This window comes from Nocardioides allogilvus, from assembly GCF_003047285.1.
Taxonomy (GTDB): domain Bacteria; phylum Actinomycetota; class Actinomycetes; order Propionibacteriales; family Nocardioidaceae; genus Nocardioides; species Nocardioides allogilvus.
This window is the reverse complement of sequence record NZ_PZYX01000001.1, coordinates 200,492-216,293: the sequence shown is the minus strand read 5'-3', so window position 1 is coordinate 216,293 and position 15,802 is coordinate 200,492. Positions and strand designations below refer to the sequence as shown.

The following is a 15,802-nucleotide window of genomic DNA, read 5'->3' as shown; positions in this document are numbered from 1 at the left end:
GGTCTCCTTATTGATCAGACATCTGATGTCTGATCACGCTAGGGAGGCTCGCCTGATGTGTCAAGGGTCACACCAGTTGGTCGCTCAGCCGGCGAGCGAGGACTGCATCGACGGGACCATCGCTGCACCCGTGGCCGGGGTGAGCCAGACGGTGGCGCCCTCGACGAGCCCCAGGCTGCGCGCGTGGGTGCGGGTGAGCACGACGGACGCGTCCTCGCCGTCGACCGTGAGCACGCTGAGGCGCACCTCGAAGCCGATGCGCAGCATGCGGTGCACCGAGCCCTCGATCGCGCCTGCGGTGTACGGCGACGTCGCGACCTCGATGTCGTGCGGGCGCAGCGTCAGGCCGCCGAGGGTGGTGACCTCGCCGAGGAAACCCATCACGAAGTCGTTGGCCGGCTCGTCGTAGAGCTGGTCGGGCGAGCCGACCTGCTCGACGCGGCCCTCGTTGATGACGACGATCTCGTCGGCGACCTCGAGGGCCTCCTCCTGGTCGTGGGTGACGAAGACCGTGGTGACGGCGACCTCGTCGTGCAGCCGGCGCAGCCAGTCGCGCAGCTCCTTGCGGACCTTCGCATCCAGCGCACCGAAGGGCTCGTCGAGCAGCAGCACGGTCGGCTCCACCGCGAGCGCCCGCGCCAGCGCCATCCGCTGCCGCTGGCCGCCGGAGAGCTGCGAGGGCAAGCGGTGCGCGAACTGCGAGAGGTGCACCAGCTTGAGCAGCTCGTCGACCCGCGCCGCGACCTCGTCCTTCGGCCGCTTGCGGATCTCGAGCCCGAAGGCGACGTTCTTGGCGACCGTCATGTGCTTGAAGACGGCGTAGTGCTGGAACACGAAGCCGACGTTGCGCTTCTGCGGCGGCAGCCTGGTCGCGTCCATGCCCTCGATCGACACCGTGCCGGTGTCGGCGGTGTCGAGGCCGGCGATGATCCGCAGCAGCGTCGACTTGCCGCCCCCGGACGGGCCGAGGAGGGCGGTCAGCTGGCCGGTGGGCAGGGAGACGTTGACGTCGTCGAGCGCGACGAAGTCGCCATACGTCTTGGTGAGTCCGGTGACGTCGATGCTCATGGGTGAACCTCAGGCTTCTTGGTGGGAGGGGCGGAGGAAGGCGACGACGACCAGGCAGGCGATGGAGATGAACGCGAGCAGGAACGCCACGGAGTAGGCCGTGGTCTGCTCGAAGTTCTGGTACTTCGCCTCGACGATCAGCGTCGCGGTCTGCGTGCGGCCGGTGATGTTTCCCGAGACGATCTTGACCGCCCCGAACTCGCCGAGCGAGCGGGCCAGCGAGAGGACGACGCCGTAGATCACGGCCCACTTGATCGAGGGCAGCGTGATCCGCCAGAAGGTCTGGCGGCCGTTGGCGCCGAGGCTGCGGGCGGCCTGTTCCTGGTCGTCGCCGATCTCGCTGAGCACCGGCACGACCTCGCGGATGATCAGCGGCAGCGCCACGAAGCAGGTCGCCATGATCATGCCGGGCGAGTCGTAGATGACCTGCCAGCCGGCCTCCTCGATGCTCGGCCCGAGCCAGCCGGTCCGGCCGCTGAAGACGAGCAGCAGCGCCAGTCCCACCACGACGGGAGAGACCGACAGCGGCAGGTCGATGAGCGCCGACAGCACGCGCTTGCCCGGGAACTCGTAGCGCACGAGCAGCAGGGAGATCGTCACCCCGAAGACGAGGTTGATGACCACGGCCCACGCGGCGACCATCACGGTCAGCTTCAGCGCCGCCACGGTGTGCGGGTCGGTGAAGATGGCGAGGAAGTCGGCCGTGCCGTGCTCGAAGGTGCGTACGGCGACGAGCGAGACCGGCCAGGCCACGAGGAGGAAGACGTAGCCGACGGCGACCAGGCGGAGCAGCCAACGGACGGGAGCGGAGACCCTAACCACGATTGGCCACCCTCCGCTGGACGATGTCGAGCCCGACGATCACGACCAGGGCGACGACCAGCATCACCGAGGCGAGTGCGGCGGCCGACTGCGTGTTGCCGTTCTCGATGAAGGTCAGCACCCGGACCGAGACGACCTCGGTGCGGAAGGGCAGGTTGCCGGAGAGCAGCACCAGCGAGCCGTACTCGCTGATGGCGCGCGCGAAGGACAGGGCGGCCCCGGCGGAGATCGCCGGGGCGAGGCTGGGCAGGATGATGCGCCGCACGATGGTGCCGCGTCCTGCGCCCAGGGAGGCCGCGGCCTCCTCGACGTCGGCGTCGAGCTCCTCGAGCACCGGCTGGACCGTGCGCACGATGAACGGCAGCGTCACGAAGGCGAGCGCCAGCATGACGGCGTGCTCGGTGTTGGCCCACTCGAGGCCCAGCGGGCTCTCCGGCCCGTAGAGCGACAGCAGCACCAGCCCGGCGACGATGGTCGGCAGTGCGAACGGCACGTCGATGATGACGTTGAGCAGCGACTTGCCGACGAACCGGTCGCGGACCAGGACCCAGGCGATGATCGTGCCGACCACGATGTTGATCGCGGTCACGATGGCGGCCTGGCTGACGGTCAGGATGACCGCCGCCCACGTCTGGTCGCTGCGGAGCACCTGGAAGTAGGCGCCCCACCCGCCCTCGGCCGCGGTCACGATGATTGCGACCAGGGGGATGAGGACCAGCAGGCTGAACCAGATCATGGCCACGCCGAGACCGAGCCCGGCTCCGGGTGTGAGGGTGCTGCGCTGGCCGGCGCTGCGACCCCGCCGGGGACGACGTCCGGTGGACGTCTCCCCGACGGTGTCGGCAGGCGGGCCCAGGAGGGCGCTCGTCATCGCTGCTACTCGCCCAGCTTTCCGGTCTCCTGCTGGACCTCGGCCACCAGGCCGAGCGGCTCGCCGTCCTCGCCGTCGGCGAAGAACTTCTCCGCCGCCGCCGGCCAGCCACCGAAGTCGTCAGCCACGGTGAACAGCACCTGGGGCGTCGGGAAGGGGTCGGCCGGGTCGTTGGCGCCCTCCACCTCGCCCGTGACGCCCTCGGTGACGGGGCGGTAGCCGTGCTCGAGGAAGCTGGCCTGCGCCTCGTCGGTGTAGAGGTAGTCGAGGAAGGACTGCGCCTCCGGCTCGGCACCCTCGGTGACGGCGGCCGGGGTCTCGATGAGCAGCGTCTCGTCGGGCACGAGGTAGTCGAGCTCCTGGTCGTTCTGGCGGGCCAGGATGGCCTCGTTCTCGTAGGAGATGAGCACGTCGCCGACACCACTGGTGAAGCTGGTCAGCGCGTCGCGCGCCGAGCCGGGCAGCGCCACGGCGTTGTTGAAGAAGTCGACGAGATACTCGCGGGCCGCCTCCTCGTCACCGCCGTTGGCCTCGAGCGCGTGGCCGTACGCCGCCAGGATGTTCCACCGCGCGCCGCCGGACGAGCCCGGGTTGGGCGAGACGATCTCGACACCCGGCTCGACGATGTCCTCCCAGCCGGTGATGCCGAGCGGGTTGCCCGGACGGGTCACGATCACCACGACCGAGTCGGCCACGATGCCCCGATGCTCCCCGGCGTTCCAGTCCTCGCCCACCAGGCCGGCGTCGACCAGGCGGGTGACGTCGCCCTCGAGCGAGAAGTTGACGTAGTCGGCGGCCTGGCCGCCCTCGACGGCGCGGCTCTGGTCGCCCGACGGGCCGTAGGAGGTGCTGAACTCGACTCCCTCGCCCTCGGGGGTCTCGGCGAAGTCGGCGGTGATCTGCTCGTAGGCCGACTCGGGGGTCGAGTAGGCGACGAGGTCGAGCGACACGCCGCCCTCCGCAGTGGCTCCGTCGGAGCTGGTCGAGCACGCGGTCAACGCCACCAGCGGGACGAGGGACGCGGCAGCCAAGCGACGTGCCTGGTGGGAGGTGAGCAACATGGGTGTCTCTTTCGGTCGCGGCTTGCACCCGAGCGGGTCTGATAAGGGCAGTTACTAACTAATGTCGAGAAGACTACACGACTTAAAGTATGCACTGTCACCCTCCTTGCGCGTGTCCCCCGTCACGCCGAAAGTCCGCGTCCAATGAGCGACTCCCACCCCGATGCCTGATAAGGCCGGACTAGAGTGGATGACCGGGCAAGAAGGTGTTTCTGAAACGCGTTCTACTGAGAAGGAAGCAGGCCGAAGGTGACCCAGCCGACCAAGCAGGTCAAGCAGCTCGACCGCGTCATCATCCGGTTCGCCGGCGACTCGGGTGACGGCATGCAGCTGACCGGTGACCGGTTCACCCAGGAGTCGGCCGTCTTCGGCAACGACCTGATGACGCTGCCCAACTTCCCGGCCGAGATCCGGGCACCCCAGGGCACGCTCCCCGGCGTCTCGTCCTTCCAGGTGCACTTCGCCGACCACGACATCCTCACCGCGGGCGACGCCCCCGACGTGCTCGTCGCGATGAACCCGGCCGGCCTGCGTGCCAACCTCGGCGACCTGCCCAAGGGCGCGACGATCATCGTCGACACCCACGACTTCACGGCGCGCAACCTGGCGAAGGCGGGCTACACCGCCAACCCACTCGAGGGCGACGACCTCTCGGAGTTCGCCGTCCACCCCGTCGACCTGACCGGGATGACGGTCGCGGCGGTCAAGGAGTTCGGGCTCTCCCGCAAGGACGCCGCCCGCGCGAAGAACATGTTCGCCCTCGGCCTGCTGTCGTGGATGTACGGCCGCCCGACCGAGTCGACGACCGCCTTCTTGACCAAGCGGTTCGCGAAGGTCCCCGACATCCGCGATGCCAACATCACGGCCTTCAAGTCCGGCTGGAACTTCGGCGAGACGACCGAGACGTTCATCGTCCGCTACGAGATCAAGCCCGCGCCGATGTCCGCCGGCACCTACCGCAACATCACCGGCAACCTCGCCCTCGCCTACGGTCTGATCGCCGGCGGCGTGCAGTCGGGCCTGCCGGTCTTCCTCGGGTCCTACCCGATCACCCCGGCCTCCGACATCCTCCACGAGCTGAGCAAGCACAAGTCCTTCGGCGTCACCACGTTCCAGGCCGAGGACGAGATCGCCGGTGTGGGTGCCGCCATCGGCGCCTCCTTCGCCGGCAGCCTGGGTGTCACCACGACCTCGGGTCCGGGCGTCGCGCTGAAGTCGGAGGCCATCGGTCTGGCCGTGATGACCGAGCTGCCGCTCCTGGTCGTCGACGTCCAGCGCGGCGGTCCCTCGACCGGCCTGCCGACCAAGACCGAGCAGGCAGACCTGCTGCAGGCGATGTTCGGGCGCAACGGCGAGGCCCCGGTGCCGATCGTCGCCCCGCAGTCACCCGGCGACTGCTTCGACGCAGCCGTCGAGGCCGTCCGGATCGCCATCACCTACCGCACCCCGGTGATGCTGCTCTCCGACGGCTACCTCGCCAACGGCTCCGAGCCGTGGCGGATCCCCGACATCGCCGACCTGCCCGCGATCGACCCTGACTTCGCCACCGAGCTCAACCACGGTGACGGCGAGGACGCGGAGTTCTGGCCCTACGAGCGCGACGCCGAGACGCTCGCACGCCCGTGGGCGATCCCCGGCACGCCCGGCCTCGAGCACCGCATCGGCGGTCTGGAGAAGGGCGACGGGCACGGCAACATCTCCTACGACCCCGGCAACCACGACTTCATGGTCCGCACCCGCCAGGCGAAGGTCGACCGGATCGCCGACTCGCTCCCGCCGCTCGCGGTCGACGACCCCACAGGCGACGCCAAGGTCCTGGTGCTCGGGTGGGGATCGACGTACGGACCCATCGGTGCGGGCGTGCGTCGCGTGCGCAAGGCGGGCTACAAGGTCGCGCAAGCCCACCTGCGCCACCTCAACCCGTTCCCCAACGACCTCGGCGACATCCTCAAGAGCTACGACAAGGTGCTCGTGCCCGAGATGAACCTCGGCCAGCTCTCGCTGCTGCTGCGCGCGAAGTTCCTCGTCGACGTCATCGGCTACAACGAGGTCCGCGGGCTGCCGCTGAAGGCCGCGGTGCTCGCCGACGTCATTGGTGGACTCGTGGCCGAGGCCGAAGGCATCGAGGTCGACCTGACCCCTGCCCCGACGCCCGCCGCGACGCCCGCCGACAAGCCCGCCGACAAGGAGGAGCTGGCATGACCGCCGACAGCACCACTGACCTGGGCCTGCCCGGCCTGCGCTCCGGGACCGAGGGTGTCCCGACCGTGCTCGAGGGCGACCAGCCGCAGACCGGCAAGGACTTCACCTCCGACCAGGAGGTGCGCTGGTGCCCCGGGTGCGGTGACTACGCCGTGCTCAAGGCCGTCCAGGGCTTCCTGCCCGACCTGGGCCTGCGCCGCGAGAACATCGTGTTCGTCTCCGGCATCGGCTGCTCCTCGCGGTTCCCCTACTACCTCGACACCTACGGCATGCACTCGATCCACGGCCGCGCGCCGTCGATCGCCACCGGCATCGCCACGGCCCGCGAGGACCTCTCGGTGTGGGTCGTCACCGGCGACGGTGACGCGCTGTCGATCGGCGGCAACCACCTCATCCACGCCCTGCGGCGCAACGTCAACATGACGATCCTGCTGTTCAACAACCGGATCTACGGCCTGACGAAGGGTCAGTACTCCCCCACCTCCGAGCCGGGCAAGGTCACCAAGTCGACCCCGATGGGTTCGGTCGACCACCCCTTCAACCCGGTCTCGCTGGCGCTGGGGGCCGAGGCCTCCTTCGTCGCCCGCACGATCGACTCCGACCGCAAGCATCTCACCGCGGTGCTGTCGGCGGCCGCTGCCCACCGCGGCACGTCCTTCGTCGAGATCTACCAGAACTGCCCGATCTTCAACGACGGCGCCTTCGACGCCATCAAGAACCCCGACACCAAGGCAGACGCCATCATCCCGCTGGTCCACGGCGAGCAGGTCCGCTTCGGCGCACTGGACGCCGACGGCCGCGGCACCAAGGCGCTCACCCGCGACCGCTCCTCGGGTGGCGTGAAGGTCGTGGAGGTGAGCGAGGTCGACGACGCCGACATCCTCGTGCACGACGCGCACAACGCCGACCCCTCGACGGCCTTCGCAATCTCGCGGCTCACCGACTCCGGCTACCTCAACCAGTCGCCGATCGGCATCTTCCGCCAAGTCGAGCGCCCGACCTACGACGACCAGGCTCGCGCGCAGATCACCACCGCCCAAGCCGCCGCGACCGGCGACCCGACGTCGCGCCTGGCCGAGCTGATCAGCGCCGGCGACACCTGGACCGTCGTCTGACCCGACGAAGCAGCTGACCCGCCCGACGAGTCGTCGGGCGGGTCAGCGTGCCTCCGGGGGCTTGCCCCGCGTTGTTCAGTGCATCAGTTGAAGAACAGGGTCCAGACCTCGCCCTTGGTGGTGCCGTAGCCGTCGGAGGCCTTCACCTTGACACGCCACTTCCAGCGGCCGTCCTGGGGAGCGTAGATCTTGGTCCGGAACTTGCCGTCGTCGTTGGTCTTGACCTTCTTGACGGTCCTCCAGTTGCAGCCCTTGGCGCACGCCTTCTTCTGCAGGTGCACCTTCCGCTCGGCGTAGGGCAGCTCGGTGCCGTCCGCCTGGGGCTCGAGGACCTTGCCCTTGAGCAGGAAGGTGTCGAAGTTGAGCTGGTGCTCGCCCGGCGGCTGCTCGACGATCGTGCGCTTCGGCAGGGCCTGGTCGGCCTGGGCCGGGGCGACGACGACGGCGCTCAGGCCGAGGAGTGCGGTCAGCAGGCCGACGATGACGGTGCGGATCATCCGCATGGTTCCCCCTTGGGACGTGTGGATCGGACGCGCGGCGTGACGAGCACGCCGGTGGGTGAAGACTTCTGCATGGTAGACGCCGCCCGGCGAGATTCTGTTGTCGATCCCGCGACCTAGACTCGCGGAGTGCCGGACACTCGCCAAGGATTGCTGTTCGGCACCGCCGCCTATGCCCTGTGGGGCCTGTTCCCGCTGTACTGGCCGCTGCTGGAGCCCGCGGGCGCCGTGGAGATCCTCGCCCACCGCATCGTGTGGTCCTCGCTGACGATGACCGTGCTGGTGCTGGTCCTGCGACGCACCCCCACCGTCCTCGCCGCCGTCCGCGACCGCCGGTCGCTGGCGCTGCTGGCGGTCGCCGCCGTGGTGATCTCGGTCAACTGGGCCACCTACATCTACGGCGTGAACAACGGCCGGGTCGTCGAGGCCGCCCTCGGCTACTTCATCAACCCGCTGGTGACCGTGATGATGGGCGTCCTCGTGCTGGGCGAGGGACTGCGCCGGCTGCAGTGGATCGCCCTGGGCATCGCCGCGTTCGCGGTCGTCGTGCTGGCGATCGACTACGGCCGCCCGCCCTGGGTCGCACTCGTGCTGGCGTTCTCCTTCGGCACCTACGGGCTCGCGAAGAAGCAGGCCGGCGTCGGTCCTGTCGAGAGCCTCACCGTCGAGACCCTGCTCCTGGCGCCGATCGCGATGTCGTACGTCGCGTGGTTGGTCCTCACCGGCACCTCGACCTTCGGCGGCCACGGAAGCGGGCACGCCCTGCTCTTCACCACGACCGGGATCGTGACGGCCATCCCGCTCATGCTCTTCGGGGCCGCGGCGATCCGGGTGCCGCTGGTCGCGCTGGGGCTGCTGCAATATCTCGCTCCGGTCATCCAGTTCGCGCTGGGCGTCCTGCTCTTCCACGAGGCCATGCCCACCGGCCGCTGGATCGGCTTCGGGCTGGTGTGGGTCGCGCTGGTGATCTTCACCGTCGAGACCCTCAACCACCGCCGGCGCCAGCTCCGGATGGTGGCTGAGGCCTCCGCGGTCTGAGGCCCCAGCCACCCGGGGGTAGGTCAGTGCTGCTGGGTCAGAGCTGCTGGGTCCCGTCGTCGCGCCGAGCGCCGTACGCCGGGTCGAAGCTCGAGGTGGCGCCGGTCGTGCCGGTCGTCCTCGTGCCGGTCGTGCCGCTCGGCGAGGCGCTGGACGCCATCTGGCGTGCCTGCGTCTTGGCGCTGGGGGCGTTGGCGATCTCCTGCTTGAGCCGCGGCGCCTCCTGCTCGGCCTTGTTGAGGTAGCCCTCCCAGCGCTGCTGCATGGGCTTGATCAGGCCGCCGCCGACGCCGACGACGATCACGCCGGCCACCGTGGCGAGGATGGCGATGAGCACCGGGGTGGTCACCGTGGTCGCGACACCGACCTGGTTGAGCGCGGCCACGACACCGAGGAACAGGATGAAGATCGAGGCCGCATTGGCCAGCGCCTTGCCGTAGGACAAGGAGCCGAGCGTGCCCTCGACCATGCTCTTGACCGCCGCCGCGATGGCCGAGGCGACCACGACGATGACGATGGCGACGATCAGGCTGGGCAGGAAGGTGATGACCTGGGTGATCAGGTCACTGATGGGGTTGGGCCCGAAGACGCCGAACGCCAGCTGCAGGACGAAGAGCATCAGCGTGTAGTAGACGAGCTTGGCGAGGATGTCACTGGCGTCCATCTTGGAGTTGGCCAGCGCCTTCTGGACGCCTCCACGCTCCACGGCCCGGTCGAAGCCGATCCGCTCGAGAAGTGCGTTGATCGCCTTGCCGATGGCCTTGGCGATGATCATCCCGATGATCAGGATGACCAGGAACAGAACCAGCTTGGGCAAGAACTCCGCGATCGTGCTCAATCCGTCCCGGAGGCTGTCCTCGAGATTTTGTCGCATGCGTCTCGTCCTTCCTCTGCATACCGAGATCGCCAGTCAGACTGGCTGTACCCCTCGACGCAACCACACATCAAGACAGCCCTCATCACCCCTAGGAGGGGGATCACGGGTGCGCGTTCCGAGCCGGTCGTGGGCCGGTCGTGGGCCGGTCCGGGGCCGGTCGATCAGGCGGAGCGCGTGGCGACGATGTCGGCGAAGGACTCGAGGGCGGTGCGGACCGAACCGGGCTCCAGGACGCCGAGCAGCGCCTTGGCCGTCTCGGCCTGGGCCACGACGTAGGCGCGGGCCTCGCCCATGGCGGGGTGCTTGCGCAGCAGGTCGAGCGTCTCGGCGTGCAGCTGGTCGTCGGTGAGGTCGGCGTCGAGGAGCTCGAGCAGCCGCGCGTCGGCCGGGTCGGTCGAGGCTCGCGCCATCAGCACCGGCAGCGTGGGCACGCCCTCGCGCAGGTCGGTGCCGGGGGTCTTGCCGGACTCGTCGGACTCGGAGGCGATGTCGAGGATGTCGTCGGAGAGCTGGAAGGCGGAGCCGACGATCTCGCCGTACGCCCGCAGCGCCTCGACCACCTCGGGCGTCGAGCCACCGAACATCGCGCCGTAGTGGGCGGAGGTGGCGATCAGCGAGCCGGTCTTCCCGGCCACGACCTCGAGGTAGTGGGCCAGCGGGTCCTCGTCGGGCTCCGGCTGGACGGTCTCGAGGATCTGGCCCTCGACGAGGCGGGTGAAGGTCTTGGCCTGGATGCGGACCGCGTCGGGGCCGAGGTCGGCAGTCAGCTCCGAGGACCGGCCGAAGAGGAAGTCCCCGGTCAGGATCGCGACGTGGTTGTCCCACCGGGCGTTGGCCGTGTCGGCACCGCGTCGCAGGTCGGCCTCGTCCATCACGTCGTCGTGGTAGAGCGAGGCGACGTGCGTCAGCTCCACGACGCACGCGGCGGTCAGGACCTCCTCGGCATCCGGCGTCGGTCCGGTCTCGGCGGCGAGCAGCACCAGCAACGGCCGGAAGCGCTTGCCACCGGCTGCCATCAGGTGCGCGGCCGCCTGGGAGACATAGGCCGTGCGGCCCTGGCAGTGGCCGGCGAGCATCGCCTCGACCTTGACCAGGCGCTCGGCAAGGCGCTGCGCGAGCTCCGCGTCGTCGACGGGGAGCGCCAGAGACGAGCTTGACGAGGTGGTCACCTGAGGAATTGTCCCGCAAGGCCCGCGAGGTCGAGCAACGGCCCCGGCAAGACACCCAGCATCAGCGTCGCCGCGACCGCGAAGGCGATGGCCGTGGCGGTCAGCACGGACGGGTAGACGACGCTGGGACCGTCCCCGACGGGCTCGTCGAAGTACATCGCCTTGATCACCCGGATGTAGAAGAACGCGGCGATGATGCTGGCCAGGATGCCGACCACCACGACCGGCCAGGCCCCCGCTGCGAGGGCCACCGAGAAGACCGCGATCTTGCCGACGAAGCCGGAGGTGAGCGGGATGCCCGCCATGGCGAGCAGGAAGAACGCGAACACGCCGGCCACGACCGGCGACTCCTTGCCCAGGCCGGCCCAGCGGTCCAGGGACGTCACCTCGCCGCCGGAGTCGCGCACCAGGCTGACCACCGCGAAGGCACCGAGGACGACCAGGCCGTAGGTCGCGAGGTAGAACAGCACCGACTGCAGCGAGCTCACCTCGCCGACGGCCAGGTCACCGGTGGCCTGGACGCCGAGGACGCCGGTCAGGATGAAGCCGGTGTGGGCCACCGAGGAGTAGGCCAGCATCCGCTTCACGTCGCTCTGCGTGATGGCGACGATGGCTCCGAGCAGCATGCTCAAGATCGCGATCACCCACAGCATCGGCTGCCACGACCAGCGGTCGGCGCCGAAGGCGACGTAGAACAGGCGCATCAGCGCACCGAAGGCGGCCACCTTGGTGCCGGCGGACATGAAGGCCGTGACCGGGGTCGGGGCTCCCTGGTAGACGTCGGGCGTCCACGCCTGGAACGGAGCGGCGCCCACCTTGAACAGCAGGCCGACCGTCAGCAGTCCCATGCCGATCAGCAACAGCGCGGAGTTGCCCGCGTCGTTGCGGACCGACTCGTTGATGTCGGCGAAGTCCATCGAGCCGGCGTAGCCGTAGACCAGCGCGGCGCCGTACAGGAAGAAGCCGGAGGAGAAGGCACCCAGCAGGAAGTACTTGAGGGCGGCCTCCTGGCTGAGCAGGCGACGGCGACGTGCGAGGCCGCAGAGGAGGTAGAGCGGCAGCGAGAGGATCTCGAGGGCCACGAACATCGTCAGCAGGTCGTTGGCGGCCGGGAACAGCAGCATGCCGAAGACGGCGAACATCAGCAGCGGGTAGACCTCGGTGTGGTCCAGCCCCCGGGTGGAGGCCTCGCGCTCGGCCTCGGAGCCGGGCAGGGCCGCGGCCTGTCCGGAGAAGGCGGACACTCCCCCGTCGAGGTGGCGCTCGGCGAAGAGCAGCACGCCTGCGACGGAGAGCACGAGGATCAGGCCCCACAGGAACAACGTGGGTCCGTCGACCGCGATGGTGCCGCCGACGGCGAGGATGCCGCGGGCGGCGCCGTCGGCATAGACCTCGCTGTCACGCGCGATCAGCACGACGCTGACGGTGGCGGCGGCGAGGCCGCCCAGGGAGAGCAGGACCTGCGCGCCGTAGCGGACCGCGCGGGGGGCGAACGCCTCCACGACCACACCCAGGCAGGCGGCCCCGAAGACGACCAGGAGCGGGAACAGCTCGAAGTAGTCGATCGTGGGCTTGACGAAGTCGGTCACGGGTGGCCTCCGGTCACGCTCGGCGGGGCGTCAGTGACACCGACGTTGCTCATGATGTCGGTGACATGTGGATTGATGACGTCGAGGAGCGGCATCGGGAAGAAGCCGAACAGGACGAGTGCGAGCACCAGCGGGGTGAGCGTGCCGACCTCGCGGGCGTCGAGGTCGGGCATGACCTCCACGCGGTCGAACCCGGACGGGCCGGTCATGGTGCGCTGGTAGGCCCAGAGCACGTAGATCGCGGCCAGCACGATCGCGGTCACCGCGATCGCGCCCGCCCACCAGGCGTGCTCGAAGGCCGCGATGATGACCAGCATCTCGGAGACGAACGGCGAGAGGCCGGGCAGCCCGCAGGTCGCGAGGCCCGCGATCAGGAAGGTGCCGGCGAGGACCGGGGCGACCTTCTCGACGCCACCACCCATCGCCCTGATCGAGGCGGTGCCGCGGCGACGGATGAGGTAGCCGGCGACCAGGAACAGCGCGGCGGTGCCGACGCCGTGGTTGACCATGTAGAGGATCGAGCCGGAGATGCCCTGGCTGTTGAAGACGAAGATGCCGAGCACGATGAAGCCGAAGTGCGACAGCGACGTCAGGCCGATCAGGCGCAGCAGGTCGTCCTGGCCGATGGCCACCAGGGCGCCGTACACGATCGAGATCAGCGCGAGCGCGACCACGAGCGGGGTGGCCCACTGCGAGGCGTCGGGCAGCAGCCCGAGGCAGAAGCGCAGCATCCCGAAGGTGCCGATCTTGTCGAGCACGCAGATCAGCAGCACGGACGTGCCGGTGGTGGCCTTCTCGGTGGTGTCGGCCAGCCAGGTGTGCACCGGGAACAGCGGCGCCTTGATCGCGAAGGCGACGAAGAAGCCGACGAACAGCCAGCGCTGGGTGATCGGGTCGATGTCGAGGGCCGCGAGGTCGGAGATCAGGAACGACGGGTTGCCGCTGTTGGCCGACACGACGTAGAGCCCGATCACCGAGGCGAGCATGACCAGGCCGCCGGCGAGCTGGTAGATGAGGAACTTCATCGCCGCGCGGCCACGACCCGAGCGGCCGAAGCCGCCGATGAGGAAGTAGGCCGGGATGAGGGTGGCCTCGAAGACGACGTAGAAGAGGAACACGTCGGTGGCCGTGAAGACCGCCAGCGACATCGCCTCGAGCGCGAGCACCCAGGCCACGAAGTTCCGGCTGCCGCCGTTGCCCTCCTCGTCGGCCTCGTGCCACGAGGCGACCAGGACGATCGGCACGAGGGCGACCGTCAGCAGCACCATCACCAGGCCCAGGCCGTCGACGCCGAGCGCGTAGTGCACGCCCAGCGCCTCGATCCACGCGTGCGTCTCGGTCAGCTGCATGCCGCCGTCGAGGTCGTACGCCGACAGCGCGGCGATCGCAGCCCACAGCAGCGCGGCTCCGGCGAAGGCGACGCCGGCGAGCCGGGCTGTCGCGGCCGGGAGGAAGGCCGTCACGATCGCGCCCACGAGGGGGATCGCGATCAGCACGGAGAGAACAGGGAGATCACTCATGCGAGGTTCACCGCCAGGAGGGCCAGGACGACGAGCAGTGCGCCGCCGAGCAGGGAGAGGGCATAGGAGCGCACGAAGCCGTTCTGGACGCGGCGCAGGGCACCGGACACGGCACCGACACCGAGCGAGCCGCCCTCGACGACCCCGTCGACACCGACGCGGTCGAACGAGGTGAGACCGGAGACCAGGGCCCTGCCCGGGGCCACGACGACGCCCTCGTTGATCGCATCGCCGTACAGGTCGGCACGAGCGGCGCGGGTGGCGAAGGAGACCTCGGTGGGAGCCACGCGGGGGATCTCGCGCTTGCCGACCAGGAACCAGGCGGCAGCGACGCCGATGGCGACGACGGCCACGACCATGAGCGTGATCACGATCGCCGGCAGCGGCGGCTCGTGGTGCTCGGCGACGCCGGTGACCGGGGCGAGGAACTCCACGACGAAGTCACCGAGGAGCAGCACGCCACCCAGGACCGAGAGCGCAGCCAGCACGATCAGCGGCACCGTCATCACGTGGGGCGACTCGTGGGGGTGGGCGTCCTTGTCCCAGCGGGAGGTGTCGCCGAAGAAGGTCATCAGCATCAGGCGGGTCATGTAGAAGCCGGTGATGCCGGCACCGAGCAGCGCGCAGAGACCGATGATCCAGTTCTCCGCGAGCGCGGTCTCGATGATCTTGTCCTTGGAGAAGAAGCCGGAGAAGCCGGGGAACCCGATGATCGCGAGGTAGCCCATGGCGAAGGTCAAGAACGTGACCGGCATGTAGTTGCGCAGCCCGCCGTAGTGACGCATGTCGACGTCGTCGTTCATCCCGTGCATCACCGAGCCGGCGCCGAGGAACATGTTGGCCTTGAAGAAGCCGTGGGTGAGCAGGTGGAAGATGGCGAACGGGTAGCCGGCGACACCGAGACCGGCGGCGAGCATCATGTAGCCGATCTGGCTCATCGTCGAGCCGGCCAGCGCCTTCTTGATGTCGTCCTTGGCACAGCCGAGGATCGCACCCCACAGCAGCGTGACCGTGGCGACGATGACCACGACGGTCTGCGCGACCGGCGTCAGCTCGTAGATGAAGTTGGAGCGCACGACGAGGTAGACACCGGCGGTGACCATGGTCGCCGCGTGGATCAGGGCCGAGACCGGGGTCGGGCCCTCCATCGCGTCGAGCAGCCACGCCTGCAGCGGCACCTGGGCGGACTTGCCACACGCACCGAGCAGGAGCAGCAGGCCGAGCGCGTTGAGGGTGGCCTGCGAGGCACCGGAGGCCTGCTCGCTGATGGCCGCGAAGTCGGTGGTGCCGAAGGTCGTGAACATCAGCGCGATCGCGAGCGAGAGACCGATGTCGCCGACGCGGTTGATGACGAAGGCCTTCTTCGCGGCGGCGGCGGCGGAGTGCTTGTGCTGCCAGAAGCCGATCAGGAGGTAGGACGCCAGGCCGACGCCCTCCCAGCCGAGGAAGACGACGAGGTAGTTGGCGCCGAGGACCAGCACCAGCATCGCGGCGACGAAGAGGTTGAGGTAGCCGAAGAAGCGGCGGCGCCGGTCGTCGTGCTCCATGTAGCCGATGGAGTAGACGTGGATCAGGGAGCCGACGCCGGTGATCAGCAGCAGGAACAGCGCGGAGAGCGGGTCGTAGAGCAGGTCCATGCCGACGTCGAGGCCGCCGACCTGGAACCAGGTGAAGAGGTGCTGGCCGATCTGCCGCTCCTCCTCGCCGCGCCCCAGCAGGGCGATGAACAGGATGAGGCTCAGCACGAAGGAGCCGGCGGCACTCGCCGTACCGATCCAGTGGCCGACCTTGTCCAGGGCGCCCTTCGCGACGGCACCACCGAGCAGCAGCACCGCAGCGCCCGCGAGGGGCAGCGCGATGATCAGCCACAGCCAGGTGAACACACCCTCGGCGGCCACAGGGTGCACGACCGGGATCTCGGAGGCAGCCTCGGAGGAGGCAAGCAGGATTGCGTCAAGAGTCACGTCAGG

The 15,802-nt window shown here is 69.1% G+C and carries 13 protein-coding genes; 3 read left to right on the top strand and 10 right to left on the bottom strand.

All coding sequences use genetic code 11. The features are described 5' to 3' along the window. Positions 1–84 precede the first annotated feature (84 nt). The 4 genes from C9J87_RS01090 to C9J87_RS01075 are packed head-to-tail and all read right to left on the bottom strand — an operon-like array spanning position 85 to position 3,822. Positions 85–1,068, bottom strand: coding sequence for a sulfate/molybdate ABC transporter ATP-binding protein (locus tag C9J87_RS01090; RefSeq protein ID WP_107704506.1), 984 nt, complete (start codon positions 1,066–1,068; stop codon positions 85–87). A gap of 9 nt (positions 1,069–1,077) precedes the next feature. Next, complete coding sequence (locus C9J87_RS01085; protein WP_010831516.1) at positions 1,078–1,890, bottom strand: sulfate ABC transporter permease; 813 nt, start codon at positions 1,888–1,890, stop codon at positions 1,078–1,080. Next, a complete protein-coding gene (gene cysT, locus C9J87_RS01080; protein WP_010831515.1) occupies positions 1,883–2,761 on the bottom strand; it encodes a sulfate ABC transporter permease subunit CysT in 879 nt (292 codons plus the stop codon). The genes C9J87_RS01085 and cysT overlap by 8 nt, the downstream gene beginning before the upstream one ends. A 5-nt stretch (positions 2,762–2,766) precedes the next feature. Beyond that, positions 2,767–3,822 (bottom strand): sulfate ABC transporter substrate-binding protein, encoded by a 1,056-nt coding sequence (locus C9J87_RS01075; RefSeq protein ID WP_010831514.1) that lies wholly within the window; start codon positions 3,820–3,822, stop codon positions 2,767–2,769. Positions 3,823–4,071: 249 nt separating this feature from the next. Between C9J87_RS01075 and C9J87_RS01070 the strand changes: the two genes are divergently transcribed. After that, the gene (locus C9J87_RS01070; protein ID WP_010831513.1) at positions 4,072–6,024 is read left to right on the top strand and encodes a 2-oxoacid:acceptor oxidoreductase subunit alpha; all 1,953 of its coding nucleotides are present in this window, start codon (positions 4,072–4,074) and stop codon (positions 6,022–6,024) included. After that, complete coding sequence (locus C9J87_RS01065) at positions 6,021–7,139, top strand: 2-oxoacid:ferredoxin oxidoreductase subunit beta (protein WP_010831512.1); 1,119 nt, start codon at positions 6,021–6,023, stop codon at positions 7,137–7,139. Before C9J87_RS01070 ends, C9J87_RS01065 begins: the two co-directional genes overlap by 4 nt. A gap of 83 nt (positions 7,140–7,222) precedes the next feature. Here the strand turns inward: C9J87_RS01065 and C9J87_RS01060 are convergent, their stop codons facing one another. Beyond that, the gene (locus C9J87_RS01060) at positions 7,223–7,642 is read right to left on the bottom strand and encodes a hypothetical protein (RefSeq protein WP_010831511.1); all 420 of its coding nucleotides are present in this window, start codon (positions 7,640–7,642) and stop codon (positions 7,223–7,225) included. Positions 7,643–7,768: 126 nt separating this feature from the next. Between C9J87_RS01060 and rarD the strand changes: the two genes are divergently transcribed. Beyond that, the gene (rarD, locus tag C9J87_RS01055) at positions 7,769–8,677 is read left to right on the top strand and encodes an EamA family transporter RarD (protein ID WP_036490010.1); all 909 of its coding nucleotides are present in this window, start codon (positions 7,769–7,771) and stop codon (positions 8,675–8,677) included. 37 nt (positions 8,678–8,714) lie between these two features. On the opposite strand, the gene C9J87_RS01050 is transcribed toward rarD, so the two are convergent. From C9J87_RS01050 to nuoL, 5 genes are all read right to left on the bottom strand, one after another. Then, positions 8,715–9,551, bottom strand: a complete 837-nt coding sequence (locus C9J87_RS01050) for a mechanosensitive ion channel family protein (RefSeq protein WP_084622760.1) — start codon at positions 9,549–9,551, stop codon at positions 8,715–8,717. Between the two features lie 164 nt (positions 9,552–9,715). Then, complete coding sequence (locus tag C9J87_RS01045) at positions 9,716–10,723, bottom strand: polyprenyl synthetase family protein (protein ID WP_232819799.1); 1,008 nt, start codon at positions 10,721–10,723, stop codon at positions 9,716–9,718. Further along, the gene (gene nuoN, locus C9J87_RS01040; RefSeq protein ID WP_107704505.1) at positions 10,720–12,312 is read right to left on the bottom strand and encodes an NADH-quinone oxidoreductase subunit NuoN; all 1,593 of its coding nucleotides are present in this window, start codon (positions 12,310–12,312) and stop codon (positions 10,720–10,722) included. Before nuoN ends, C9J87_RS01045 begins: the two co-directional genes overlap by 4 nt. After that, positions 12,309–13,832, bottom strand: coding sequence for an NADH-quinone oxidoreductase subunit M (locus C9J87_RS01035; protein WP_107704504.1), 1,524 nt, complete (start codon positions 13,830–13,832; stop codon positions 12,309–12,311). Before C9J87_RS01035 ends, nuoN begins: the two co-directional genes overlap by 4 nt. After that, entirely contained in the window at positions 13,829–15,739 is a 1,911-nt protein-coding gene (gene nuoL / locus C9J87_RS01030; RefSeq protein WP_408635499.1) for an NADH-quinone oxidoreductase subunit L, read from the bottom strand. Before nuoL ends, C9J87_RS01035 begins: the two co-directional genes overlap by 4 nt. Positions 15,740–15,802 lie beyond the last annotated feature (63 nt).